This window comes from Streptomyces liliifuscus, from assembly GCF_016598615.1.
GTDB lineage: Bacteria > Actinomycetota > Actinomycetes > Streptomycetales > Streptomycetaceae > Streptomyces > Streptomyces liliifuscus.
Genome location: NZ_CP066831.1, coordinates 7,734,724 through 7,759,858, shown reverse-complemented (window position 1 = coordinate 7,759,858; position 25,135 = coordinate 7,734,724). Strand labels below are relative to the sequence as shown.

Here is a 25,135-nt window from a genome sequence, read left to right as displayed (position 1 = left end):
CATGAACACGAACGGGGACAACAACACAGGCGGCGGCAGGGTGCGTACCGCCGCGCTCACCGGGGTGCGGGCCCTGGTGCTGGCCGTCGTGGTGCCGGTCGGGTCCATCACCCTCTTCGTCCTGTCCGTCGTGTCGATCGCCTTCGTGCCGCTGGGCATCGGCATCGTCACGACACCGTGGGTGCTGGCGGGCGTACGCGGCTTCGCGAACTGGCGGCGGCTGGTGGCGGCCCAGTGGTGCGGGGTGCGGATCCCGCCCGCGTACCGGCCGCTGCCGAAGGACGCGAACCCCTGGACGCGGTGCTTCGGGCTGCTCGGCGATCCGGCGACGTGGCGGGACCTGATGTGGCTGCCGGTCGACATGATCGCGGGTTTCGTCACCGCGCTGCTGCCCGCCGCGCTGCTCACCTACCCCTTCGAGGGGTTCGCGCTCGGCGCCGGGCTGTGGCAGGTCTTCACGGACGGCACCCGCGTCGGCTGGTGGTACGGGTTCGTGCCGATCAGCGGGCAGCTCAGCGCCCTCGCCGCGGCCGCGCTGGGAGCCGCCCTGCTCGTCACCGGCGTCTACACCGCTCCCCTGCTGCTGCGGGTCCACTTCCTGCTGACCCGGTCCGTCCTCGCGTCCGGCCAGGGCGAGCTCGCCGAGCGCGTCCGTGTGCTCACGGAGACCCGGCGCGACGCCGTGGACACCTCGGCGGCCGAACTGCGCCGTATCGAACGGGACCTGCACGACGGGGCGCAGGCCAGGCTGGTCGCGATGGGCATGGATCTCGGCACGGTCGAGGCCCTGATCGAGAAGGACCCGGCCAAGGCCAAACAGCTGCTCGCGAACGCCCGCAAGTCCTCCGCCGAGGCGCTCACCGAACTGCGTGACCTCGTACGAGGCATCCACCCACCCGTGCTCGCGGAGCGCGGACTCGGCGACGCCGTACGGGCGTTGGCGCTGCGGCTGCCCATCAGTACGGAGGTGGAAGTGGAGTTGCCGGGCCGGGCGGGCGAACCGGTGGAGGCTGCCGCGTACTTCGCCGTCAGCGAGGTCCTCACCAACGCCGTCAAGCACTCGGGGGCCGACCGGATCTGGGTCGACATCCACCACTCCCCGGAGCCCGGCGGGATGCTGCGGATCGCCGTCACCGACGACGGCAGCGGGGGCGCCACGGTCGGCGCGGGGTCGGGGCTCTCCGGGGTCGAGCGGCGACTGGGTACATTCGACGGCGTCCTGGCCGTCAGCAGCCCTGCGGGCGGCCCCACCATGGTGACCATGGAGATCCCTTGCGAGTTGTCCTAGCCGAAGACCTGTTCCTGCTGCGCGACGGACTGGTCCGGCTGCTGGAGGCGTTCGACTTCGAGATCGCCGCGGCCGTCGAGACCGGGCCCGAACTCACGCGGGCGCTGGCCGAGTTGAACCCGGACATCGCCGTGGTCGACGTACGGCTGCCGCCCTCGCACACGGACGAGGGGCTGCAGTGCGCGCTGGCGGCCCGTCGGGCGAGACCGGGACTGCCGGTGCTGGTCCTCTCGCAGCACGTGGAGCAGTTGTACGCGCGCGAGCTGCTCGCCGACGGGGCCGGCGGGGTCGGCTATCTGCTCAAGGACCGGGTGTTCGACGCCGAGCAGTTCATCGACGCCGTACGCCGGGTCGCGGCGGGCGGTACGGCGATGGATCCGCAGGTCATCCAGCAGCTGCTGACGCGGCGGCAGGCGGACGACCGGCCGCTGGGCCGGGTGACTCCACGCGAGCTGGAGGTTTTGGAACTGATGGCACAGGGCAGGTCGAATGCGGCGATCGCGGGCCAACTGGTGGTCACGGAGCGGGCGATCGCCAAGCACACGTCCAACATCTTCGCGAAGCTGGGGCTCGAGGTCTCGGACGACGACAACCGTCGCGTCCTGGCTGTTCTCGCCTATTTGGACCAGGACCGCTGAAAGGGTCCCGAACGCGGACCGGGAAAGATCGGCGGCGGTCGTCCGGAGATCCGTCAGGAGGCGGGTCCGAGGTTCCGCTTTCGCTGAATGATATTCAATAAATCCCGTGCAACTGCCGTTGTTTCAGGGGCTTCTGGGCCCCTTGCGCCGGGATTGCGTCACCGAACTCTCACCAATTTCTTGGACCACTGAACACCTCAGGAACCCCCTCCGTATTGAACGGAGCCGCTTCACCTCCTGTCGGGCGCCTCAATGCCCCCGCAAGGAAGCCAGAGGAGTTCCATGGGACGCACAAACCGTAAACGCCGCTCCACGCTCGCCAACCGGGCGATAGCCGCATCGGCGGCTCTCGCGCTGGGTGGCGGCGGTCTGCTGGCGGCCAACATCTACGCTTCTGCGGGCGAGGGCAAGAACTCGACTCAGAACGCGCAGACGACGGCCGCCGGAGTGGCGACGATCAAATGTCCGGACGTCGGCCAGCAGCTGACCGACGTGCCGAGGGGCGCTCGCGCCGGTGTCGACAAGGAGCTGGCGAAGCTCGACCAGCAGGTCACCGAGGCCTACAAGCGCCTCGCCGACACACGCCAGGCCCAGGCGGGGGACTCCAGCTACGTCAACAACGCCATCCTCAGTCCGCTGAAGTCCAAGCGGACCGCCACGATCGACCGGATCGGCAACAACATCCGGCGCGCGGGCGGCAAGGCTCCGCAGCAGCAGGACCAGCTCGCCGGGTGTGAAGGCGTGCCGGCCGACCAGCCCGCCGCCGGTGAGGGCCAGGGCGGCGACGGTCAGGACCAGGGCCAGGGCCAGGACAACGGTCAGGATCAGGGTCAGGACCAGGGCAACGGTCAGGACCAGGGTCAGGACAATGGCCAGGACCAGGGTCAGGACCAGGGCAACGGTGGCCAGGACGGCAACGGTCCGGCGGCCGACGACTTCCAGGACATCACCCAGGTCCAGCCGACCGGTGGCGCGAAGGGCGTCGGTCCGAACGGGCTTCCCGCCAACGGGGACTCCGGTTCGACGGGCACGTTCACCACGAACTGTGGCACGAACGAGAACGAGAACCGCAACTCGGACAACGTGATCGTCGCTCCCGGTGTCAGCAACGGTGCCCAGCACCAGCACGACTACGTCGGCAACCAGGACAACGACGCTTTCGCGAGCGACCAGGACCTGGCCGCGGCGGACACCAGCTGCCAGAACCAGGGTGACAAGTCGTCGTACTTCTGGCCGGTGCTGCGTGTGCAGGACGGTCAGGACGACATCGACGCGAACGCCCCCGGTGGCGGTCAGGACGGCAACGTCGGCACGATCCTCCAGCCGGCCGAGGCCCAGCTGAAGTTCGTGGGCAACCAGAAGGGCGATGTGGTCGCGATGCCCACGGCCCTTCGCATCATCACCGGTGACGCCAAGTCCTTCGTGAACGGTCTCGCCAACGCCAACACCAACTGGAGCTGCACCGGCTTCGAGGACCGTCAGCTGACGGACAAGTACCCGATCTGCCCCGAGGGCAGCTCCGTGGTGCGGACGACCAACTTCCAGAGCTGCTGGGACGGTCAGAACATCGACTCGGCCAACCACCGCACGCACGTGTCCTTCGTCCAGGCGGACGGCACCTGTGGCAACGGTTTCCAGGCCATCCCCCAGCTGCAGGTCCGTCTGGTCTACGACGTGGACGCGCCGCAGATCCAGAACGGTCAGGTACAGAACGCCTTCGCGGTGGACTCCTTCCCGGACCAGCTGCACAAGCCGATCACCGACCACAACGACTTCATCAACTTCTTCGACGGGAACACGATGAACCAGGTGGTCGACTGCATCAACAGTGGTCAGGACTGCCAGTAACACAGAGGCAGTGAGCAAGAGGCAGTAAGCAGGAGAAAGCCGGCGGTGGGATTTCCCACCGCCGGCTTTCGCTTGCCCTCGAATGCCCTCGAATGCCTTCGACCGAATGCGACCGGCGCGGTCAGCTGCTGTGACCGCCGCTGTTGTGACTGCCACCGGGATTCATGTGCTCGGACCCTTCCTCCATGGTCCCGCCGAGCTGGCCGCGCAGTGCCGTGACCGTCTTCTGCTCGCCGACGGCGACCCACTTGCGGCCGACGAGGTAGTAGCCGCCGTAGTCCTTCGCCCCGTTCAGCCACTCGCGCTGACCGCGGTCGGTGGCGAAGGTCGCGAGGATGTACTTGCCGCCCTTGCTCTTGCAGATGGCCTGCCGGATCGTGTCCGCGTCCGTCTGCATGTCCGGCTTGCAGCCCGCCTCGCTCGCGATCTGCTCCAGGCTCCCGCTCGCGGTCTCGGGGACCTTCTTCCCGCCGTCCTCGGAGCCGCCGCAGCCGGTCACCGCCAGCAGTGCCGTCACCGCCCCGGCCGTACCGACCGCGAGCCTCTTCCTCGTCAAACGCATTCGTACGTACCTCCGGGTCGGTTCCGGCCCACGCCGTTGAGAGCCCCGGTGGAGGGCTCTGCCTTCGGATACGGCTCCCGCACGCCCGGCGCTCAATCGCCTCCGTGTTTACGGCATCACCGGACACATCACAGTGACGCGCGCCACATCGATGGTCCTCCGCTGTCGGACATGGCCGGGGCACAGGGGTGTCGATGAGCGCGTAAAGCCGATGTCGTTGACAGGGACAGCTGTGCGAGGGTGGGCGGGTGACCACAATCGATGCCGACTGGGACAAGCGAGTGACGGCCGCCTGGGCCACCTTCGACGACTACGCCGAGGCGGAGGCGGCCGACTTCCGCGCGGTGATCGAAGCACTGGTCGCCGAGCTTCCCGCCGACAGTCCGGTCGGCCCGTTCGAGCGGGCCTGCGCCTGGGACTCGACGGGCCACTCGGACCGGGCCGTGCCGCTGTACCGGGAGGCACTGGCGGGCGGGCTCGACGGCTACCGCGGCCGGCGCGCGAAGATCCAGCTCTCCAGCTCGCTGCGGAACATCGGGCAGCCGGAGGAGGGCGTCAAGCTGCTGACGCCGGAACTCGTCGCGCCCTCCGACGAGTTGGACGACGCCGTACGCGCCACACTCGCGCTGTGCCTGGCGAGCCTGGGCCGCGAGCGCGAGGGACTCTCGCTCGTCCTGGGCGCCCTGGCCGCTCATCTGCCGCGCTACCAGCGGTCCATGGCGAACTACGCGCGTCTGCTCGTGGAGCCGGAGGCGTAACTCCCCACGGACTCGGGGCAGTCCAGGTGACCAACCACGGATTCGCTCGTTTTGCTGAACGTGCAGTCACAGGATGTCGCCCCGCGCCCCGCACCGGACCCCCGCCTCGGACCGGTCGTCGACGTCGAGCAGGCCGAGGCCGCGCTCGTCGAGCACTATCCGCGGCTCGTCCGGCTCGCCTATCTGGTGCTGCCGCCGAGCCTCGGCCGCAACCGCCGGGTGCTCACCGCGCACGCGCTCACCCAGCGCGCGCTGCCCCGGGGCCGGGCGTCCGGCGACGCCTCGGTCCTCCCCGCCCAGAAGACCGCCGAGGGCCGCGACGCCGATCCCGGATACGCGTACGTACGCCTCCGGGTGCTGCGTACGGCGCTGGAAGCCGGCCGCCCGCTGACGTTCAGGGCCTGGCCGAAGCGGGCGCAACTGCCGCCGCTGCTCCCCCAGGTGTGGGGCCTGCGGCTCTTCCCGCGCTCGGGCGGCGCCGACGAACTCGCCCTGGACCAGCGGCTGTCGGCCCTGTCGGCACCGGCCCGCGCCGCCTACGTCCTGCGCGGTCTTGAGCGCCTCACCGACGCGGACGTGCTCGGGGTGCTGGCCGCGGCGGGCGAGGAGGACCCGGCCGACGCACTCGCCGAGGCCGACGACATCGAGGCGAAGTACGGGCTGCTGACGTCCCCCGAGTTCGACCCGTGCTCCCTGCAGGCCCGGCCGCCGGACCTGATGCGCCGCCGCCAGCACATGAAGGCGGCGCTCGCCGCGGCCGCCGCCGTCGCGGTGTGCGGGGCGCTGCTCGGGCTGCCGGGCGACGGCTGGGGCCCCGAGGGCGCGGCCGCTCCCCCGTACGCGCGAAACCCCTCCGCCCAGGCCGCCCTGGATCCCGGCAAGCTGACGCTCGTCCCGGCGGCCGCCTGGCAGACGTCCACGCGCACCGACTTCTCCGTGTGGCCCGCGCGCGGCACCCTGACCGGGGACAAGGCACTGCTGCGCCGCGCGCTCGCCGTCTGGGCACGCCCCGGGGAGTCCGTGCAGGTCTCGGCCACCCCCGGCACCCCGTCGGGCGCCCCGCCGGGACCGCCCCAGCTGCTGTACGCGGGCGAGGTCGACCAGAGCCGGGTCGTGCTGCTGTACGACGGACTGCGCATCGCGCGCTATGCCGAGCCGAAGGACGGCACGCAGGGCGCCGCCCTGGACTTCGCCCGGGTCGACGGCGCCACGGGTGCCGACGCGAACGCGGTGGTCCTCGGCCGCGCCGACGGCAACGTCCGCTATCTGACGGCACCGTGGGTGCGTACGGCGACAGTCCGCGACCTGCTGAAGTCGGCGGCCGGCGCTTCCGACTCTTCCGGAGCCTCGCGTCTCGGCCGGTCGGCGGACGGGGTGACCGAGCCGTTCGCCAGCCCCGCCCAGCAGACCGGCGAGTGCCGCTCGTGGAACGCGCTGGAACTCACGGACCGTTCGGGCACCCGGCTGACGACCGACCTCGGTGAGCTGACCCCGGCCCGTCTCACCTCGGGCCGCCCCGGACAGCCCCGCGAGGCGTCGGCGGCGACCTGGTCCCCGCTCGCCTGCTCCCTGGCGGCCGTCCGCGGTCAGGGCGTACGCACGGTGAACGCCTGGCAGTACGCCCGGCAGCCGCTGCCCGACGCGAGCGGCACCGCGAACTGGCTGTGCACCCGCGCGGACACCTGGCGCGGCGGCGGGACACGGGTGCTGGCCCAGTTCCACGCCCAGGGCCAGCCGTACGGCGCGGTCGCGGCGAAGGCGGAGAACGTGGCCGCCTGCGGCGCGAAGGACTCCCACGTCCTGGCGGGCGTCCTGTGGAAGTCCGGTACGGGTGACTGGTATCTCCTCGCCGCCGGGAGCAAGGACACCGAGTCGATCCGGGCGACGGGCGGGGTCGACGGATCCACGCAGGGCAACCTCCTTGCCGTACGGGCCGAACAGGGCGCGCAGGCAGGCCTGAAGGGGACCCTGGCCGACGGGAGGTCGATCGGCGGCCTGCGCTGACGCGGGTGAACACCCGTGCGGCTCCGACCCGTTCGCGGCCGGATCCGATCGGTAAGGTGTTCGTATGACAACCGGGGTACGCCGCAGGATGGGTGTCGAGGAGCGGCGACAGCAGTTGATCGGCGTCGCCCTCGACCTGTTCAGCCGACGCTCGCCCGACGACGTCTCCATCGACGAGATAGCAGCCGCCGCGGGCATCTCGCGCCCGCTGGTCTACCACTACTTCCCCGGCAAACTCAGCCTGTACGAAGCCGCGTTGAAGCGGGCCTCGGACGATCTGGCGGAACGTTTCATTGAACCGCAGGAGGGCCCGCTGGGTGCCCGGCTGCTGCGGGTCATGCGGCGGTACTTCGACTTCGTCGACCAGCACGGGCCGGGGTTCTCCGCCCTGATGCGCGGCGGACCGGCGGTCGGCTCCACCAACACGAACGCCCTCATCGACGGCGTACGGCAGGCCGCGTACCTCCAGATCCTGGCGCATCTGCGGATCGACCGGCCGCCCGCCCGGCTCGAACTGGTCGTCCGCTCCTGGATCTCCCTGGCCGAGTCGACGGCCCTCATCTGGCTGGACGGCCGCCGCATCCCCCGCGCCGAGCTGGAGGCCCAACTCGTCCACGACTTCGCGGCCCTCGCCGCCGTAAGCGCCGCCTACGACCCCGAGATGGCCGACCTGCTGCGCCACATGCTCGCGGAAGAACCGGCAGAGGGCCCTTTCACGGATCTGATCGGCCGCTTGGTCTCACTGGCGTCGTAGGGGGCCCGCCCCACCAGGGGCGCGGGGAACGGCGCAGTCTTTTGTCTTTTAGGGGCGCGGGGAACTGCGCGACCAGCCCCCGCCCACCCGCACCCGACGAACAAGCCCGGACGTCAGTCCACGAACTTCTGGTAAGACGCATCAAGGTCCCGCACCTCCGCGGACGCATGCAACGCCACACCGTCAACCGGCTTCACATGCACCCGCAAAACCTCAAGCACCCGCTCGGTCAACAGAAGCTTCGTCTCCTCGGACCGCCCGGCCAACAACGCGAGCGTGACATGGACGAGCCCATGCCCGCTCACCTCCGCCCCCACGACAACATCCTCCGCGGGCCGGAACCGCGTCTTGCACGCCTCGATCTTCGCGGCGGCCGTCTCCACCACCACGGCATGCAGCGCGACAGCGAACCCCTGCCGGTCGAACGCGTCGGAGAGGGACGTCGAGTAGTCAACGGTGATCTGCGGCACGGGCACTCCTGTTCCAGTTCGAAAGCCTCACCCTAGCCGCAGGGCAAGCATCGCGATGTCGTCGTCCGGAGCCCCGCCGAACCGCTCCAGAAGCGTGTCGCACAGGGCGGACACCCCGGGCGGCGCCTCGGCCGCGGCCGTGCGGAGCTCCTCCATGGAGACCGCCAGATCGACGCCTCGGGTCTCGATGAGGCCGTCGGTGACCATGAGGAGGCGGTCCGTGGGATCGAGGAACAGTTCCACGGGCGGCTGCCTGGGCAGACCGAGGCCGAGCCCGAGCAGCGGCCCGGCGGCCTTGGCGTACTCGGCGTTGCCCGAGTCGCGGACGATCAGCGGCGGGATGTGGCCCGCGTTGGCTATCCGGGTGCGCCCGGTGGCCGGGTCGACGTGGACCAGGCAGACGGTGGCCGTGACCTCGGGGTGATAGCGCTGCAGCATCCGGTCGAGCCGGTCTGCGAGCACCGCCGGATCGGACTCCTCGACGCAGTGGGCGCGCAGGGCGTGACGCATCTCGACCATGACGGTGGCCGCCTCGAGCGAGTGCCCGACGACGTCCCCGACCGCGGTGAGCACCCCGTCGTCGGTGCGCAGCGCGGCATAGAAGTCGCCGCCGATCTCGGTCTGCCGGGACGCGGGCACATAGCGCACCACGACGTCGACGCCGGCGAGGTCGGGCAGCCGGTGCGGCTGGGGCAGGAAGCTGTGCTGGAGCGTGAGGGCGACATGGCGCTCGACCTGGTACATCAGCAGGGGTTCGGCGGCGAGCGCGGTGGCCTGGGCGAGGCGGCCGACCAGCTCCGCGTCGTCGGGTTCGCCGGGCCGGGGTATGCGCAGGGGCGTGGCGAAGCAGACGGGTGCCCTGCCGTCCTGCGTCAGGGTGAGTACCAGGCGGGCGTCGTCCCGAACGCCGGGCCGGAAGAAGCCCATGGGCCACAGGTGCGCGGGCACGACGGTACGGAACACCCCGGTGCGCCCCTTGCTGATCTGGCCGATCAGCCGGACGACGGCCTCCTGCGCGTGGCTGTCGGGCACGGCGAAGGCGCTGCGGCCCTTGGAGGTGCTGTAGTACAACTCGCCGTCCGGGCCGAGGACGAAGACGACGGCCGGACCGCCGGTGAGCCGGGCGGCGCCCTCGGCGGACGCGTCGGCGAGTTCCGTGAGGTTGCGCGCGGCCTGGACGGTGACGATGATCCCGGACAGCAGGGTCAGCCGGCGTACGAGCGTCTCGGCGCCGGAGCGCGTCCGGGCGGCGCGCACGGCGGCCCGTACGACGGCCCGGATCTCCTCGGGTTCGGCGGGCACCGTCAGATACGCCTCGCCGCCGGATTCCAGGCCCTCGCACCGGTCGGCGGGTGCCACGGCGGCGGCGGAGAAGTGGACGACGGGCAGGGTGGACATGGGCGGCTGCGCCTTGAGCAGGCGGCACAGTTCGAAGCCGCTCATGTCCGGCAGGCCGACGTCTATGAGGGCCACGTCGGGCAGGGATCCCGCGCGCAGCCGTACGTCGAGTTCGACGAGCGCCTCGCTCGCGGAGGCCACGGGGACGACCCGGTGACCGGCGCGGCGCAGGACGGCCCCCAGCGCGTAGCGACTGGCCGGCACGTCGTCGACGATCAGCACGGTGGTGCGCGTCCTGTTGGCGTTGCCGTCCATCTGCGCGGCCCCCGGGGCACGGTGGTGGGGCGGAACAGGGTTCGGGTTCCGCCCCACCAAATTAATGCCTAGTCAGGCGGTCCGGGTGAATACGGCCACGCTCCGTCCCGGAACGGCGAAACTGCCCGATTCCGGATCGTACGAAGAGGACTTGACGGTGGAGTCCGCCCCCGTCCGCTGCACCGGGTGCAGTCCGTACGCCTTCCCGGCCAGGGAGGCGATCCGCTGCTCCTGGCGCTCGGGGGTCGCGTTGAACACCACGACCAGATCGCCGAGTTCCATGGTGATCACCCCGGGTGTCTCGTCCTTGCCGGACAGCGGGAAGGACAGCTTCGACTGCACCTGCTCGGCGCTGCCGAGCCCGAAGACGCTCTCGCTCGTACGGATCCTCAGCAGGTCCTGGTACGCGGCGGAGGCGCTCTCGATCTGCGGGCAGCCCACCTTGAGGCCCGTGGACGTCAACAGGGGCTTGGCGTAGGGCCACTTGGACTCGTTGTCGGCCGCCATCGGCAGCCCGCGTCCGAAGCCGTTGCCGTCGCGGCAGTCCCAGTGGATCGCGTTGAACCAGTCGCCGCTGTCGTACGAGTTGCGGTCGAGCGACTTGGAACGCAGCAGGTCGGTGCCCGCCTGGGACAGTGCCGGGCCCTGTGAGAGCGCGGCCGTGGCCATGGCGAGGACCTGCATCCGGGCCCGGTCGGCGGCCGAGGTGCCCTTGGGCAGCTTGAACGCGAGCGCGTCGAACAGCGACTCGTTGTCGTGCGCGTCCCCGTACGCGAGGGCGTCGCCCGGCGCGTCCGCGTATCCGGCGGGCGCCCCGTTGTAGTCGACCTCGGAGCCCTTGACCTCCTTGCCGCCGGTGTCGGTGAAGGTGTACTTGGCGAGGTTGCCGGAAAGCCCGACCTTGATCAGGTCCTGGTAGTGCAGGAGGCGGGCCTTCTGTTCGGCCGAAGTGCCGTTGCCGTCCGAGGAGTTGGGGTCGGTGTAGAGGCCGGACGCGAAGCCCTGGACACCCGGGTCCTCGTCGAACGGACCGCCGCCGCGCACGGCGTCACGGGCCCGGTCGGAGAAGGTGGCGATGCCGGTTCCGGCCATGTTCTTCTGGGTGGCCTGGACGAAACGGGCGTCGTCCGCGATCTCGCCGAAGTTCCAGCCCTCGCCGTAGAGGATGATCTTCTTGCCGTCGACGCCGTCCTTGGCGAGGGTGAGCGCGTCGAGGGCCTTCCTGACCGCCAGGATGTTGGCCTTGGGGTGGTGGCCCATCAGATCGAAGCGGAAGCCGTCGACCTTGTACTCCTTGGCCCAGGTGACGATCGAGTCGACGACCAGCTTGCCCATCATGGCGTTCTCGGGTGCCGTGTTGGCGCAGCAGGTGGAGGTGGCGACACTGCCGTCGGCGAGAAGCCGCTGGTAGTAGCCGGGGACCACCTTGTCGAGCACGCTCGTGTCCGCCTGGCCGCTCGCGGTGGTGTGGTTGTAGACCACGTCCATGACGACCCGCAGACCGTCCTCGTTCAGCGACTTGACCATCCTCCGGAACTCGACCGTACGGTCCGTCCCGTCGGGATCGGTGGCGTACGACCCCTCCGGCACCGTGTAGTGGTACGGGTCGTAGCCCCAGTTGTACGCGTCCTTCGCGGCCGCCTTCGCCACGCACTCCTGCTGCTTCTCGGAGTCGGCGGCGTAGGAGGAGAGGTCGCAGTCGACGGTCGCCTGGTCCGTCTTCCTCTCCGGGATGGTGGCGATGTCGAAGGCGGGCAGAAGATGGACGTACGAAGTCCCGGACTCCGCAAGCTTCTTGAGGTGCCTGGAGCCCGCACTGTCCTTGTCGGTGAAGGCGAGGTAGGTGCCCTTGTCCTTCGCCGGGACCGTCCTGTCGTCGACGGAGAAGTCCCGGATGTGCAGCTCCTGGATCTGCGCGTCCTTCAGCGGGACGGCCTTGGGCTTGCGCAGGCCCGACCAGCCGCTCGGGGCAAGGGACTTGGCGCCCAGGTCGACGACGAGACTGCGCTCGGAGTTCGCGGTGAGGGCGACCGAGTAGGGGTCGGTGACCTTGTTGGTGACGACCTCGCGGACGCTGGGCGCCCACACCTTCACGACGTACCGATAGGCCTTGTCCTGCCAGGACTTGGGGCCGGTGACGGACCAGACGCCGGAGCTCTCGTCTCGCTTCATCGGCACGGTCCTGTCGCCGATCTCCAGCTTCACGTCCTGTGCGGTGGGCGCCCACACGGAGAGTGTCGGCCGTCCCTTGTCGAACGTCGGCCCGAGGTCCGCCTTCGTGGCGTCGCCGTACAGGTCGTCGAGCACGCCCGCGATCTGTACGCCCGTCGCCGCCAACACGGCACCGTTCGCGGCGCGTTGGGAGGCGACGAGCTGACCGCGCAGCGCCTCGCGCACCCGGTCGCGGTCACGCGGGTCGACGGACCAGGCCTGGTAGTCCTTGAGATGCGGGAACTTCGCCTTCTGGGCGTCGGTGAACGTGGCCTTGTCGAGCCGCAGCCATCGCTCGTCGTCGCTCGCGAGTGCGCCGTCCTTCACCTTGATGGATCCGTCGCGCGAGGAGAGCAACTGGGTCGACGCGGCGGCCTCGTTGCCGTTCCAGGCGACCGTGTTCCGGTCGATCCAGACCGCCTTGGAGGTGGTCAGGTCGAGCGCGGCGGCGCTGCCCGCGGGCTGCGGCAGAAGGTACTTCTCCTGGCCGCTCAACAGCCACACCTCATGGCCGTTCGCCGTGAGGTCGAGCGACTGGTCGGTGGGCAGGTCCTTCTCGTCGCCCTTGTGGATGATGTAGCTGAGGCTGGTGGCACCCTCGGTGAGCGGCACCTCGAAGACAGCGCCATACGCGTCAGTCTTCACCGGTTCCAGGGGCTTCGACCAGTCCGTGGGGTCCGCGGCACCGGTCCAGGTGTGCAGTCCCCAGCCGTCGTAGTTCCCGTCGGCGCGCTGGTAGTGCAGTACGGCCTTGGTCTTGTCCGGCGCCGGATAGTCGGCGGCCGGCCGCTCGGTCCGTACGGCCTCCTTGCCCTGCTCGACCCAGATCTCACCCGTCTTGGTGACGTCGATCGTGCGGTCGGCGGAGACGTCCTTGTTGCCGTCCTTGTCGATGACGAGGTAGCTCACGTTCGACGCGCCGGGCTTGAGTTTCACGTAGGCGAAGGCCCCGTAGGTGTCCCGGCCGACGAAATCGTGGCCCTCCGGCCAGGTGGTCGCCTCGCCGTCGGCGATGTCGCCCCAGGCGTACAGCCGCCAGTCGGTGTAGTCGCCGGCCTCGCGCTTGTAGTGGACGACCGCGTACTCGCGCGAGGAGGCGCTCGGGATCTCCTCGGCGGGCGGGGTGCCGGTGGTGGAGGCGGCCGTCGCACTCGCCGTCCGCCCGGCGGAGTCGATCACAACCGCCTTGTAGCGCAGGGCAGTTCCAGCGGGTACGTCCTTGCCGACGACCTGGGTGACCTTGTAGGGGGCGTGGTCGGCGGAGCCGAGCGTCCTCCACTTGCCGTCGCCGACTTGGGCGGCGAAGACGACGCGGTTGAGCTGTCCGCCGTCGACGTCCGCGGAGATCTCGACGGTTCCGGTGGCTCCCTCGGCGGGAGCCTTCAGCGTGAGAGTCGGCTTGGTGGCGGGCGGTGCGAGCCTGCCCGCCGCCTTGAACACGACGGAGGAACCGGCCGGGACGGTGACGGTGACCTTCTTGTCGGAACCGCTCTTGAGGGACTCGCCCCCATCGCCCGTACCGCCCGTGCCGTCCGTCCCGTAGATCCCGCGGAACGTCATGCCCGCCGAACCGGTCGCGAAGGTCACCTCCTTCGCCTTGTCGGCGTTGTTCACGGCGACGACGTACTCGATGCCGCTCTTCGCGTCCGTGCGGGAGAAGGCGTAGACGCCGGCGCCGTCGGCCGCGTACCGCTCCGTCTGTACGCCGTCCGCGAGGGCCGGGTTGGCCTTGCGGAGCTTTGCGAGAGCACTGATCTGCTTGTAGAGCGGTGCACTTGTGTCGTACGCGTCCTCGGCGTGCGTGCGGTCGGTGCCCAGCTCGTCGTCGTCCAGGTAGTCGGCCGTCTTCGAGGCGAACATGGTCTGGCGGGCGTCCTTGTCACCGCCAGCGCCGGTGAAGCCCTGCTCGTCGCCGTAGTAGACGACCGGGTTGCCGCGGCTCAGGAACATCAGCTCGTTGGCGAGCCCGTCCTTCTTCACCAGCTCGGCGTCGGACGCGTTCGGGTTGTCCTGCTTGAGGAAGGTGCCGATGCGGCCCATGTCGTGGTTGCCGAGGAAGGTGACCTGCTCGTAGGCATTGGCCTTGTCGGTCGTGTACTTGTAGTCGTCCCCGAACACGGAGGCGAGCCGCTTCGCGCTGCCGCCCTGGGAGGCGTACGCCCGTGCCGCGTCCTGGAAGGGGAAGTCCAGCGTGGAGTCCAGACGGCCCTCGGTCACGTACGGCGAGGTGATCGACGTGTCCGCCGAGTACACCTCGCCGAACATGAAGAAGTCGTCACGCCCCCGCTCGGCCGCGTACGCGTCGAGGGCGGTGGCCCACTGGGTCCAGAACTCCGTGTTGACGTGCTTCACCGTGTCGATCCGGAAGCCGTCGATGTCGTAGTCCCTGACCCACCGCTGGTAGATCTTCTCCATACCGCTGACGACCTCGGGACGCTCGGTCCACAGATCGTCGAGGCCGCCGAAATCGCCGTACGTGGAGTTCTCGCCGGCGAAGGTCGAGTCGCCGCGGTTGTGGTACATCGACGTGTCGTTGAGCCACGACGGCACCTTGACGTTCTTCTTCGCGGCGGGCACGACGGGCGTGCGCGGGAAGGAGCCGGTCCCGATGGACGGGAAGTCCCTTGTCCCGTCCGCGTAGTCGGCGTCGTCGAAGGGCTCGCCGTCCTTCGTCAGGTACGGGAAGGCGCCCTTGGAGAGGTACGAGTAGGACTTCTCCTTGTAGTCGACGACGTCGGCCGTGTGGTTGGTGATGACGTCGAAGAAGACCTTCATGCCCTTGTCGTGGGCCTTGTCGATCAGCTTCTCGAGATCCGCGTTCGTGCCGAAGTGCGGGTCGACCTGCGTGAAGTCGGTGATCCAGTACCCGTGATAGCCGGCGGAGGCGTCCTTTCCGGTGCCCTGCACGGGCTGGTTCTTGAAGATCGGCGCCATCCAGATGGCAGTGGTGCCGAGGTCCTTGATGTAGTCGAGCTTCTTCGTCAGGCCCTTGAGGTCGCCGCCCTGGTAGAAGCCCTTGTCGGTGGGGTCGTAGCCGGTTTCGAGGCGGGAGCCGGTGAGGCCGCCCTTGTCGTTCGACGTGTCGCCGTTGGCGAAACGGTCCGGCAGTACGAAGTAGAACTGCTCACGGGTGAGGTCGTTGCGGGCGGGCGCCTTGGCCAGTGCCGCGTCCGACGGAGGTGCGGGCGGGGCTGCCGCCCGTGCGGCGAGGGGCTGGACGAGCGCTGCGGCGAGCGCTGCCGCGAGAGCGGTCGCGGCGACGGCCGCGGCCCGTCCGCGCCGTGCGGATCGGTGCCCGCTGGGCACCGGCCATCTTGGTATCACAGGCCTGACTCCTTGCGATTACGGATCCGCGTGAACGTATCGCCGCCGAAACCCTTTCAGCAAGAGTCCTGCAAAGGGTAGAAAGAACTTTCAACTGCTGTCCGGGGCGACACCGGCCAAAGACAAAGACCGCACAGTTCCCCGCGCCCCCAAGAGGGACGCGGGGAACTGCGCGAACGGCTGCTGTCAGCAGCTGGACTTGCCCGAATACACCGCAAGCGCGGTGTTCGCGCCGAGCGTCGCGGTGAGCTGGCCCGAACTGTTCACCGTCACCGTCGTGTTGGCCTGGACGTTGCAGTACGTGCCCGCCGCGAGCGAGGTCTGGTAGGTGCGGGTCAGCGAGGAGGACTCGTGGTTGATGGCCACGAAGCCCTTGCCGCCGCGGCCGAAGGCGATGGCGTCGTTGCCGTTGTCCCACCAGTTGGTGACGGACTCGCCCCGGGTGGTGTTGCGGAAGGCGACCATCGACTGGATCTCCGGCCAGGCGTGCTGGCACTTCCAGCCGTCCTGCCAACAGGCGTTGACCGTACCGCCGTTGGGCGGGCCGGCGTCCGTCGAGGAGAACTCGTAGCCGGAGTTGATGTCGGGCGCGCCGTACGGGTGGGCCAGCATGAAGACGTTGGCCAGGGTGTAGTTGGCGTTGTCCTTGTAGCTGAGCGTGGAGCCGTTGCGCTCGGTGTCGTGGTTGTCGACGAAGACACCCGAAACCCCGCTGCTCATATAGCCCCAGCCCTCGCCGTAGTTCTTCAGGTAGGCGAGGTTCTCGTTGTTGAAGACCCGCTTGAGGTCGAACGCGTACCGGAACTCCTGGACGTCACCGGTGCCGGTGTACTCGGTGGGCTGGACGGCCTCGCCGGCTCCGTAGATGGCCTCCTGCTTCCAGTACACGGACGAGTTGCTCAGCCTGCCCTTGATGTTGGCGAGGTCGGCGGCCGGGATGTGCTTGGCCGCGTCGATGCGGAAGCCGTCGACTCCCAGCGAGAGCAGGTCGTTCATGTACTTCGCGATGGCCCCGCGGACGTACTCCTCGCCGGTGTCCAGGTCGGCGAGCCCGACCAGTTCGCAGTTCTGGACGTTGCCGCGGTCCTGGTAGTTGCTGATCTGCGAGGTGCAGTTGTCGAAGTCGGGCGAGGAGTACAGGCCCGGGTAGTCGTACTTCGTGTAGGACGAGCCGCCCGTACCGGTGCCGCTGCCCGCCGACATGTGGTTGATCACGGTGTCGGCGACGACCTTCACACCGGCCGCGTGGCAGGTATTGACCATGTTCTGGAAGGCGGTACGGTCGCCGAGCCGTCCCGCGATCTTGTAGCTGACGGGCTGGTACGAGGTCCACCACTGCGAGCCCTGTATGTGCTCGGCGGGCGGCGAGACCTGGACGTATCCGTAACCGGCGGGGCCCAGACGGTTGGTGCACTCCTTGGCGACCGAGGCGAAGTTCCACTCGAAGAGGACGGCGGTGACGTCCTTGGTGCCGGGCGGGGAGGCATACGCGTTGCCCGCGGTGCTCGCGGGGACGACGAGCGCGGCGGCGGCGAGGGCGAGCGCGCCGGACAGAGCTCTCTTGGCCATGTGGGGGTCCTTCTCCGTTGAAGGGCGGGCCGTTGACGGTTCTTGCTGCAAGATTCAACGGCCGTGCGGTGCGCCAGATAGTAGAAGCCCGCCTCCCGAAGCGGAAGGCGGGCTTCTGAAAATTCCGGAAAGTTCTTGCAGAACCCCCGAGTTGATGAACGGTCAGTCAGCGATCCACCACACTGTGGTGTCGGCCGGCAGCTTCGCCTCGCCGTCGTCCGTCACGGTGACCTCGCCGCTCGCGAGCAGCACCCGCCCGTACGCCGGGACGGTCGCCGCCTCCCCGCCGGTGTTGGTGGTGCAGACGAACGCCCCGCGGCGGAAGGCGAGTACACCCTCGGGAGCCTTCAGCCACTCGACACGGTCGCCCGCGCCCAGGTCGGCCTGCTCGCTCCGTACGGCGAGCGCGGACCGGTACAGCTCAAGGGTCGAGCCCGCGACCCCGCTCTGCGCCTCCACGCTCAACTCGCCCCAGCCGGACGGCTGGGGCAGCCAGCTGCCCCCGCTGCCGAAGCCGTACGACGAGCCGTCCCGGGTCCACGGGATGGGCACCCGGCACCCGTCACGGAAGCCGTCCTGGCCCGCGCCCCGGAAGTACGCCGGGTCCTGGCGCACCTCGTCCGGCAGGTCGACGACGTCCGGCAGACCCAGCTCCTCGCCCTGGTACAGGTACGCGGATCCGGGCAGCGCGAGCATCAGCAGCGTGGCCGCACGCGCCCGGCGCAGCCCCAGTTCGCGGTCTCCGGCGGTACGGATCTGGGTGCCGAGCCCGGCCGGGTTGGCGAACCGGGTCGCGTGCCGGGTCACGTCGTGGTTGGACAGCACCCAGGTGGCGGGCGCGCCCACGGGCCGCATCGCGTCGAGGGTGCGGTCGACGCAGGAGCGCAGCTCCTCGGCGTCCCAATGGGTGCTCAGGTACTGGAAGTTGAAGGCCTGGTGCAGCTCGTCGGGGCGCACGTAGTTGGCGGTGCGCTCGATGGTCGGCGTCCACGCCTCGGCCACGAAGATGCGCTCGCCCGCGTACTCGTCGAGGACGATCCGCCAGGCCCGGTAGACCTCGTGGACGCCGTCCTGGTCGAAGAACGGCATGACATCGTTGCCCAGCAGCTTCACCTGGTCGTGGGATCCCAGGTCCGGCAGTCCGTCCGCCTTGACCAGCCCGTGGGCCACGTCGATCCGGAAGCCGTCGACGCCCATGTCGAGCCAGAACCGCAGGATCGAGCGGAACTCGTCGCCGACGGCCGGGTGGTCCCAGTTGAAGTCGGGCTGCTCGGGCGCGAAGAGGTGGAGATACCACTCGCCCGGGGTACCGTCCGGCTCGGTCACCCGCGTCCAGGCGGGGCCGCCGAAGATGGACTCCCAGTCGTTGGGCGGCAGTTCACCGTCCGCGCCCTTGCCCGCACGGAAGTGATAGCGCTCCCGCAGCGGTGAACCCGGCCCCTCCGCGAGGGCCCGCTTGAACCACTCGTGCTGGTCCGAGGAGTGGTTGGGCACGAGGTCGACGATGACCCGCAGAGCGAGGTCATGGGCGTCACGGATCAGCGCGTCGGCGTCGAGCAGGTTGCCGAACATGGGGTCCACGGCCCGGTAGTCCGCCACGTCGTAGCCGGCGTCGGCCTGCGGCGAGGCGTAGAAGGGGCTGAGCCACACGGCGTCCACGCCGAGGTCGCGCAGATACGGGAGTCGGGAACGTACGCCCTCCAGGTCGCCCATGCCGTCGCCGTTGCTGTCGGCGAAGCTGCGCGGATAGACCTGGTAGATCACCGCGTCGCGCCACCAGTCGCGACGGTCGGCGACAGTGGCGAGAGCGGAGGTCGGGGCCGGGTCGGCGGAGTGCTGGCTCATAACATCCTTGAGGCGATGGGGGTCCCCCCGCTCGAGCGCAGCCGAGAGTGGGGGAGGAGTTCGGTCATGGGTCGCCGTAGCGGCGCGTGTCTTCTTCGTTTGTGGGACTGCTGATGTGGGACTACTGACGAGGCGGCCGCGGTGTCAGCGGGGTCTGGGGTTCCCCCCGGCCGGAGGCTGGGGGAGGACACCGCGACCGCCACCCACGCCCCTTCAGGGGCGCGGGGAACTGCGCGATCGGCCACGACGTGCCGCCGGACGACCGACGACCTCATGGCTCGCCGCGAACGGCTAACCCTTCGTACCGCCGGCGGTCAGCCCGGTCACCAGGTTCTTCTGCACAAGGTAGAAGAACGCGGAGACGGGAATCGCCACCAACACCGCCGTGGCAGCCATGAGGTTGCGCTGAGCGTCGTGCTCGCTGACGAAGCTCTGCAGACCGACCGCGAACGTGTACTTCGTGTCGGACAGCATGAACGTCGAGGCGAAGGCGACCTCGCCGAACGCGGTGATGAAGCTGTAGAAGGCGGCGACGGCGAGACCCGGCTTGGCGAGCGGCAGGATCAGCCGCGCGAACGTACCGAAGGGCGAGAGCCCGTCGACGCGCCCGGCCTCGTCGATCTCGAAGGGGATGGTGTCGAAGTATCCCTTGAGCAGCCAGGCGCAGTACGGCACGGCCGTCGAGCAGTAGACGAGGATCAGGCCCAAGTAGTTGTCGATGAGCTGGAGTTCCGAAAGGATCTCGTACATCGGGACCATCAGCACGGCGACCGGGAACATCTGGGTGACGAGCAGGACCCACATGAACTTCTTGTAGCCGGGGAAGCGCATGCGGGAGACCGCGTAACCCGTCGTGGCCGCGACCAGGACGCCGATGACGGTCGTGCCGAGCGACACGAGGAGCGTGCTCCACATCCAGTCGAAGAACGGCGTGTGCTGCAGCACGAACGAGTAGTTGTCGAACGTCATCTTGCCGAGGATGTCCCCGGGGTGCAGATAGTCGTCCTTGTCCGGGCCGAGGGACAGATAGACGAGCCAGGCGATCGGGAACAGCGCGATCAGGCTCGCGACGACGAGGATGCCGTGCGAGGTGAGGGAGCCGGCGAGGCTGCGCTCGCCGCGCCGCGGCCCCTTGCCCGCCGGTGCGGTGTCCGCGGGGTCCCGGTCCGCCGGGGCGGGGGACGTGACTGTCGTGGTGCTCATGGGGACTCCTGCCTCAGATCGCGAGCTGCTGCTCATTGCGGGCCAGCCAGCGGCGGTAGACGGAGGTGAAGACGATCAGGATGGAGAGCAGCAGCACGCCGTACGCGGCGGACTGCGCGTAGTCGCGCGGCTGCTGGCCGAAGCCCAGGTAGTAGGCCCAGGTGACGAGGATCTGCGCGTCCGGCGCGGTGTCGCCGAAGAGCAGGAAGATGATGGCGAACTGGTTGAACGTCCAGATGACGCCGAGCAGGACGACGGTGGAGCTGACCGACCGCAGTCCTGGCAGGGTGACGTGCCGGAAGCGCTGCCAGGCGTTGGCCCCGTCCATCTCGGCGGCCTCGTACAGGACGCCGTCGATGGACTGCAGTCCGCCGAGCAGCGAGACCATCATGAACGGCACACCGCACCAGGTGTTGACCATGATCGCGGCGAACCGCTGCCAGAAGGTGTCCTCCAGCCACAGCGGTGAGCGCAGATGCACGGCGTCGAGCATGGAGTTGATGATGCCGCCGTCGGCGAGCATGAAGCGCCAGCCGAAGACGGTGACGAAGGTCGGCACGGCCCACGGCAGGACCAGGATGAGCCGGTAGAAGGTCCGGCCGCGCAGCTTCTGGTTGAGCAGCAGCGCGAGGCCGAGGCCGATGACGTAGTGGAGCAGCACGCACAGGGCCGTCCACACGATCGTCCAGATGAAGTGCGACCAGAAGCGGTCGTACGCGGTGGGGCCCCACAGAATGTCGGCGTAGTTGTCCAGGCCGATGAACTTGTAGGTGGCGTCGATGTGGTTGACGCCGATCGTGCGCGCCGAGTTGAGGCTCGTGGCGTCGGTGAACGTCAGATAGATGCCCCGCGCCAGCGGATAGAGCACCAGCACGCCGAGCACGACGACGACCGGGGCGATCATCGCGTACGCGTACCAGTACCGCTGGTACGAGTGCTTCATGCGCTGGAGCCGGCCGGGGCGCGGAGCCCGCTCACCGCGGCGCTTGCCGGTCGCGCGGTCGATGACGACTGTCATGGTTCGACACCTTCTGGAAAATCAGGGGTTGGGCGCACGTTCTGGAGACACGGCCGGTGGCCGCCGGATCCGTCCCCCCTGACCCCTGTCACGCAGGGGCCCGGCGGATCCGACGGCCACACGGGTCACTTGCTGAAGTCGGGCACCAGCTTGGCGATCGCGGTCTCCGCGTTGCCCAGGCCCTTGTCCAGCGACTCCTTGCCACCGGCGATCTTGGGCAGTTCGGTGTCGAGCGGACCCCACAGCGAGCTGTACTCGGGGAGCGCCGGGCGCGGCTGGGCGGCGGAGAGCACACCCTGGTAGCCGGCGATGCCCGGGTCGGACTTGACCTCGGTGGTGTAGGCGTCGTCGCGCGTCGGCAGCGTGGAGTTCTTGAGGGCGATCGTCTCCTGGGACTTCGCCGAGGTCATGAACTTCACGAACTTGAGCGAGGCCTCCTGGTGGGCCTTGTCCGAGCCCGCGTACACGGAGAGGTTGTGGCCGCCGGTCGGGGCGCCCGCCTTGCCGCTGGAGCCGGCCGGGACGGTGGCGATGCCGAGGTTGCCCTTGTCCTTGAAGGCCGAGCCCTTGTAGAAGTTCGTGATCTCCCAGGGGCCCTGGACGATCGCGGCGACCTTGCCGTTGACGAACGCGTCCTGGATGTGGGCGTACGCGTCGGCGGTGGTGTCGGCCTTGTGCAGGCCGTTGCCGTCGAAGAGGCCCTGCCAGGTCTTGTAGGCCTTCTCGGCCTCGGGCGAGGCGACGGTGATCTTCTTGGCGTCGGCGTCGACCGTGTCGGTGCCCTCGCCGTAGAGGAACGACTGCGCGTAGTACGCCTGGGTGGAGCCCCAGTAGCCGTCGACGCCCGTCTTCTTCTTGATGGTGCCGGCGTCGGTCTTGAGGTCGGCCCAGGTCTTGGGCGCCCCGTCGATGCCGGCCTTCTCGAAGATGGCCTTGTTGTAGACCAGCGCGAGGGTGTCGGTGACCAGCGGCACACCGTAGGTCTTGCCGTCGTACTTGGCCTGCTCGATCAGGCTGGGCTGGAACTTGCCCTGGTCCGCGAGGGCCTCGGTGCCGTCGAGCGGCAGGAAGAAGCCCTTCTTGGCGAACGCGGGGGTCCAGCCGACCTCGGAGCGCAGGATGTCCGGGGCGCCCTTGGAACCGGCGGCGGTGTCGAACTTGTTCTGCGCCTGGTCGAACGGCACGTTGACGTACTTGACCTTGATGCCCGGGTTGGCCTTCTCGAATTCCTTCGCGAGGGCCTTGTAGACCGGTGCCTCGTTGGTGGCGTTGGACGTGTCCCACCACGTGATGGTGACCGGGCCGTCCGCCTTGCCACTGTCGTCGCTGTCGCCGCCGCAGGCCGTCGCCGCGAGGGCGAGGGACGCCACCAGTGCGGTGGCCGCTATGCCACGCCGCATGAGTTCTCCTTGAGGGTGAAAGCCCGTGTGCTTGAGGGAACGGCCCCGTCCGCCGTCCCTGCCGACTCTCCGACCGCACCGTTGCCGCCGCCGGGCGACGTGAACGTAACAGCGATGTAAGCGCCGCGAAAGACCTTGCAGCAAAAAAGTGCAAGACCGACAGACAGTTACCCGGGCGTGACCTCTTCTCGACCGTCCCGAGGCCTTGTTCACGGGCATTCACCGGGAACGGGGCCGTTGTGCAAGACTCTGCAAGCTCTTGCCATACCCGTCGGTCACGGGGATCATCGCCCCGGCGGCGCCTTGCAGGAACCACCCTTCCCGCAGGCGCACACAGCGGGTGCGCGACGGACACAGCCCGGAATGCCGACCGAAGTGCCGACCAGAATCACGAGGGAACGCGATGACGCAGCAGCCCCGAGCGGGCCGATCAAGTGCCCGCACCCGTCGTTCGTTCGGTGGGCAGGGCGACACCCGGCCGGTACAGTCCAGTCCTGTGACCACACGGCTTGCCGACATCGCAGCCCAGGCGGGGGTGAGCGAAGCGACCGTCAGCCGCGTCCTGAACGGGAAGCCGGGCGTCGCCGCAACCACCCGCCAGTCCGTTCTCGCCGCGCTCGACGTGCTGGGCTACGAGCGGCCCGTACGGCTGCGGCAGCGCAGCGAGGGGCTCGTCGGGCTGATAACCCCGGAGTTGGAGAACCCGATATTCCCGGCCCTGGCCCAGGTCATCGGCCAGGCGCTGACCCGGCAGGGCTACACGCCGGTCCTCGCGACGCAGACTCCGGGCGGCTCCACCGAGGACGAGCTGACCGAGATGCTGGTCGACCGGGGCGTCGCCGGCATCATCTTCGTCTCCGGACTGCACGCGGACACCTCCGCGGACATGCAGCGCTACGAGCAGCTGCGCGGCCAGGGTGTGCCGTTCGTCCTCGTCGACGGTTTCTCGCCAAAAGTGCAGGCACCCTTCATCTCGCCGGACGACCGGGCGGCGATGGCGCTGGCGGTCACCCACCTCGTCTCGCTCGGTCACACCAACATCGGTCTCGCGCTCGGCCCGAAGCGGTTCGTGCCGGTCCAGCGGAAGATCGAGGGCTTCGTCCGCACGATGCAGGACCTGCTGGGCCTCACCTCGGCCGACATCGAAGAGCGACTGGTCCAGCACTCGCTGTACACACTGGAGGGCGGCCAGGCGGCCACCACGGCACTCATCGACCGCGGCTGCACGGCCATCGTCTGCGCGAGCGACATGATGGCGCTCGGCGCCATACGGGCCGCCCGGCAGCGCGGCCTCGAAGTGCCCAAGGACATCTCCGTCGTGGGTTTCGACGACTCCCCTCTGATCGCGTTCACGGACCCGCCCCTCACCACGGTCCGCAAGCCGGTCCCGGCCATGGGCCAGGCCGCGGTACGTACGTTGCTCGAGGAGATCGGCGGGACACCGGCGCCCCACAGCGAGTTCGTGTTCATGCCGGAACTGGTGGTGCGGGGTTCCACGGCTTCGGCTCCTGGGGACCGAAATCGTGCGTAAGCAGTAGTGCCCCACCTACTCCGGGTGTAGAACGTGCGGGCAGGACCCACCCGAGGGATGATCGGTGGGGAAGGGCTTATCTGGCAGACTCTGTCTCTATGGGTGAGAGCACCGTGACGACACTGGAAGGCCAGGAGCAGGCCGCACACCAGCCCGTCGCGGACGAGGCGAACAGCCGCGCGGGGCAAGGTTTCCTGCGCCGCTTGCGTACGCCTCGCCGCCCCCGGCTCTGGTTCGAGATCCTGCTGATCGCGGTGAGTTACTGGACGTACTCACTGATCCGCAACGCGGTCCCCGAGCAGCGGGCGAAGGCGCTGGAGAACGCCGACTGGATCTGGAAGGTCGAGCACCACCTCGGCATCGCCGTGGAGGAGTCCGTCAACCACGGCGTGAACTCGGTGACTTGGCTGATCGTCGGCATGAACTACTACTACGCGACGCTGCACTTCGTGGTGACGCTGGGTGTCCTGGTGTGGCTCTACCGCAGCCACCCCGGCCGTTACGCGGCAACACGCATGGTCCTCTTCGCCACCACCGGTGTGGCCCTGGTCGGCTACTACCTGTATCCGCTGGCCCCGCCCCGTCTGATGAACGGCAGCGACTTCATCGACACGGTCGTGGTCCACCAGACCTGGGGCTCCATGGCTTCCGGCGACCTGAAGAACATGTCGAACCAGTACGCCGCGATGCCGTCCATGCACATCGGCTGGTCCCTCTGGTGCGGCCTCACGATCTTCGCCCTGGCGTCGGTCCCGTGGGTCCGCGTCCTCGGCCTGCTCTACCCCACGGCGACCCTGGTGGTCATCGTCGCCACGGCCAACCACTTCTGGCTGGACGCGGTGGGCGGCATGATCTGCCTGGCCTTCGGCTACACAGTGGCAAGGCTCTGGTACGGATCCCTGCCGTACGCCCTGCCCCAACTGGTCCCGGCAAAGCCACCGAGGCGGTCGTTGCTACCGACGAAGGCGTAGGCCCGCGCCCCTCAGGGGCGCGGGGAACTGCGCGACCAGCCCCCACCGGCCTGCGGCCAAGACACCACCGGACCGCCAACCCCCATCG

Annotated in this window: 17 protein-coding genes; 8 read left to right on the top strand and 9 right to left on the bottom strand. The window is 69.1% G+C overall.

All coding sequences use genetic code 11. The features are described 5' to 3' along the window. Position 1 precedes the first annotated feature (1 nt). The 3 genes from JEQ17_RS33365 (at position 2) to JEQ17_RS33355 (ending at position 3,774) form a co-directional block, all read left to right on the top strand. The gene (locus JEQ17_RS33365) at positions 2–1,288 is read left to right on the top strand and encodes a sensor histidine kinase (protein ID WP_200398721.1); all 1,287 of its coding nucleotides are present in this window, start codon (positions 2–4) and stop codon (positions 1,286–1,288) included. Beyond that, positions 1,273–1,926, top strand: a complete 654-nt coding sequence (locus tag JEQ17_RS33360) for a response regulator transcription factor (RefSeq protein ID WP_200398720.1) — start codon at positions 1,273–1,275, stop codon at positions 1,924–1,926. Before JEQ17_RS33365 ends, JEQ17_RS33360 begins: the two co-directional genes overlap by 16 nt. Before the next feature lie 282 nt (positions 1,927–2,208). Further along, on the top strand, positions 2,209–3,774 hold the full coding sequence (locus JEQ17_RS33355) for a DUF1996 domain-containing protein (protein ID WP_200398719.1): 1,566 nt from the start codon (positions 2,209–2,211) through the stop codon (positions 3,772–3,774). A gap of 121 nt (positions 3,775–3,895) precedes the next feature. On the opposite strand, the gene JEQ17_RS33350 is transcribed toward JEQ17_RS33355, so the two are convergent. Beyond that, complete coding sequence (locus tag JEQ17_RS33350) at positions 3,896–4,336, bottom strand: hypothetical protein (protein ID WP_200398718.1); 441 nt, start codon at positions 4,334–4,336, stop codon at positions 3,896–3,898. A 257-nt stretch (positions 4,337–4,593) separates the two neighbouring features. Here JEQ17_RS33350 and JEQ17_RS33345 point away from each other — a divergent pair, with 257 nt between their 5' ends. From JEQ17_RS33345 to JEQ17_RS33335, 3 genes are all read left to right on the top strand, one after another. Continuing rightward, positions 4,594–5,094, top strand: coding sequence for a tetratricopeptide repeat protein (locus JEQ17_RS33345; RefSeq protein ID WP_200401859.1), 501 nt, complete (start codon positions 4,594–4,596; stop codon positions 5,092–5,094). 60 nt (positions 5,095–5,154) lie between these two features. Then, positions 5,155–7,098: a hypothetical protein gene (locus JEQ17_RS33340; RefSeq protein ID WP_200398717.1), complete on the top strand. Its 1,944-nt coding sequence runs from the start codon at positions 5,155–5,157 to the stop codon at positions 7,096–7,098. A 64-nt stretch (positions 7,099–7,162) separates the two neighbouring features. Then, a complete protein-coding gene (locus JEQ17_RS33335) occupies positions 7,163–7,852 on the top strand; it encodes a TetR/AcrR family transcriptional regulator (RefSeq protein ID WP_200398716.1) in 690 nt (229 codons plus the stop codon). A gap of 113 nt (positions 7,853–7,965) precedes the next feature. Here JEQ17_RS33335 and JEQ17_RS33330 read toward each other — a convergent pair whose 3' ends face one another. From JEQ17_RS33330 to JEQ17_RS33295, 8 genes are all read right to left on the bottom strand, one after another. Further along, positions 7,966–8,322: a 5-carboxymethyl-2-hydroxymuconate Delta-isomerase gene (locus tag JEQ17_RS33330; protein WP_200398715.1), complete on the bottom strand. Its 357-nt coding sequence runs from the start codon at positions 8,320–8,322 to the stop codon at positions 7,966–7,968. 27 nt (positions 8,323–8,349) lie between these two features. After that, the gene (locus tag JEQ17_RS33325) at positions 8,350–9,975 is read right to left on the bottom strand and encodes a fused response regulator/phosphatase (RefSeq protein ID WP_200398714.1); all 1,626 of its coding nucleotides are present in this window, start codon (positions 9,973–9,975) and stop codon (positions 8,350–8,352) included. 72 nt (positions 9,976–10,047) lie between these two features. Then, positions 10,048–15,510 carry a pullulanase-type alpha-1,6-glucosidase gene (gene pulA, locus JEQ17_RS33320; RefSeq protein ID WP_200398713.1) on the bottom strand — a complete coding sequence of 1,821 codons (5,463 nt, stop codon included), beginning with the start codon at positions 15,508–15,510 and terminating at the stop codon, positions 10,048–10,050. A gap of 186 nt (positions 15,511–15,696) precedes the next feature. After that, positions 15,697–17,079, bottom strand: a complete 1,383-nt coding sequence (locus tag JEQ17_RS33315) for an alpha-amylase (protein WP_200398712.1) — start codon at positions 17,077–17,079, stop codon at positions 15,697–15,699. Positions 17,080–17,241: 162 nt separating this feature from the next. Beyond that, positions 17,242–18,924, bottom strand: a complete 1,683-nt coding sequence (locus tag JEQ17_RS33310) for a glycoside hydrolase family 13 protein (RefSeq protein ID WP_200398711.1) — start codon at positions 18,922–18,924, stop codon at positions 17,242–17,244. Positions 18,925–19,215: 291 nt separating this feature from the next. Beyond that, positions 19,216–20,127: a sugar ABC transporter permease gene (locus JEQ17_RS33305; RefSeq protein ID WP_200398710.1), complete on the bottom strand. Its 912-nt coding sequence runs from the start codon at positions 20,125–20,127 to the stop codon at positions 19,216–19,218. A 13-nt stretch (positions 20,128–20,140) separates the two neighbouring features. Next, on the bottom strand, positions 20,141–21,145 hold the full coding sequence (locus JEQ17_RS33300) for a carbohydrate ABC transporter permease (protein ID WP_200398709.1): 1,005 nt from the start codon (positions 21,143–21,145) through the stop codon (positions 20,141–20,143). 125 nt (positions 21,146–21,270) lie between these two features. After that, the gene (locus JEQ17_RS33295; RefSeq protein ID WP_200398708.1) at positions 21,271–22,545 is read right to left on the bottom strand and encodes an extracellular solute-binding protein; all 1,275 of its coding nucleotides are present in this window, start codon (positions 22,543–22,545) and stop codon (positions 21,271–21,273) included. 496 nt (positions 22,546–23,041) lie between these two features. Between JEQ17_RS33295 and JEQ17_RS33290 the strand changes: the two genes are divergently transcribed. Together JEQ17_RS33290 and JEQ17_RS33285 are read left to right on the top strand one after the other, a co-directional pair. Continuing rightward, complete coding sequence (locus tag JEQ17_RS33290; protein ID WP_267924801.1) at positions 23,042–24,076, top strand: LacI family DNA-binding transcriptional regulator; 1,035 nt, start codon at positions 23,042–23,044, stop codon at positions 24,074–24,076. A 98-nt stretch (positions 24,077–24,174) separates the two neighbouring features. Further along, complete coding sequence (locus tag JEQ17_RS33285; protein WP_200398706.1) at positions 24,175–25,047, top strand: phosphatase PAP2 family protein; 873 nt, start codon at positions 24,175–24,177, stop codon at positions 25,045–25,047. Positions 25,048–25,135 lie beyond the last annotated feature (88 nt).

What these genes read in the sequence shown, in the direction of transcription:
- JEQ17_RS33335 (WP_200398716.1), top strand. Translation starts at nt 7,163, where the DNA reads ATGACAACCGGGGTACGCCGCAGGATGGGTGTCGAGGAGCGGCGACAG.
- JEQ17_RS33325 (WP_200398714.1), bottom strand. Translation starts at nt 9,975, where the DNA reads ATGGACGGCAACGCCAACAGGACGCGCACCACCGTGCTGATCGTCGAC.
- JEQ17_RS33305 (WP_200398710.1), bottom strand. Translation starts at nt 20,127, where the DNA reads ATGAGCACCACGACAGTCACGTCCCCCGCCCCGGCGGACCGGGACCCC.
- JEQ17_RS33285 (WP_200398706.1), top strand. Translation starts at nt 24,175, where the DNA reads ATGGGTGAGAGCACCGTGACGACACTGGAAGGCCAGGAGCAGGCCGCA.
- JEQ17_RS33295 (WP_200398708.1), bottom strand. Translation starts at nt 22,545, where the DNA reads ATGCGGCGTGGCATAGCGGCCACCGCACTGGTGGCGTCCCTCGCCCTC.
- JEQ17_RS33355 (WP_200398719.1), top strand. Translation starts at nt 2,209, where the DNA reads ATGGGACGCACAAACCGTAAACGCCGCTCCACGCTCGCCAACCGGGCG.
- JEQ17_RS33365 (WP_200398721.1), top strand. Translation starts at nt 2, where the DNA reads ATGAACACGAACGGGGACAACAACACAGGCGGCGGCAGGGTGCGTACC.
- JEQ17_RS33315 (WP_200398712.1), bottom strand. Translation starts at nt 17,079, where the DNA reads ATGGCCAAGAGAGCTCTGTCCGGCGCGCTCGCCCTCGCCGCCGCCGCG.
- JEQ17_RS33300 (WP_200398709.1), bottom strand. Translation starts at nt 21,145, where the DNA reads ATGACAGTCGTCATCGACCGCGCGACCGGCAAGCGCCGCGGTGAGCGG.
- JEQ17_RS33350 (WP_200398718.1), bottom strand. Translation starts at nt 4,336, where the DNA reads ATGCGTTTGACGAGGAAGAGGCTCGCGGTCGGTACGGCCGGGGCGGTG.
- JEQ17_RS33310 (WP_200398711.1), bottom strand. Translation starts at nt 18,924, where the DNA reads ATGAGCCAGCACTCCGCCGACCCGGCCCCGACCTCCGCTCTCGCCACT.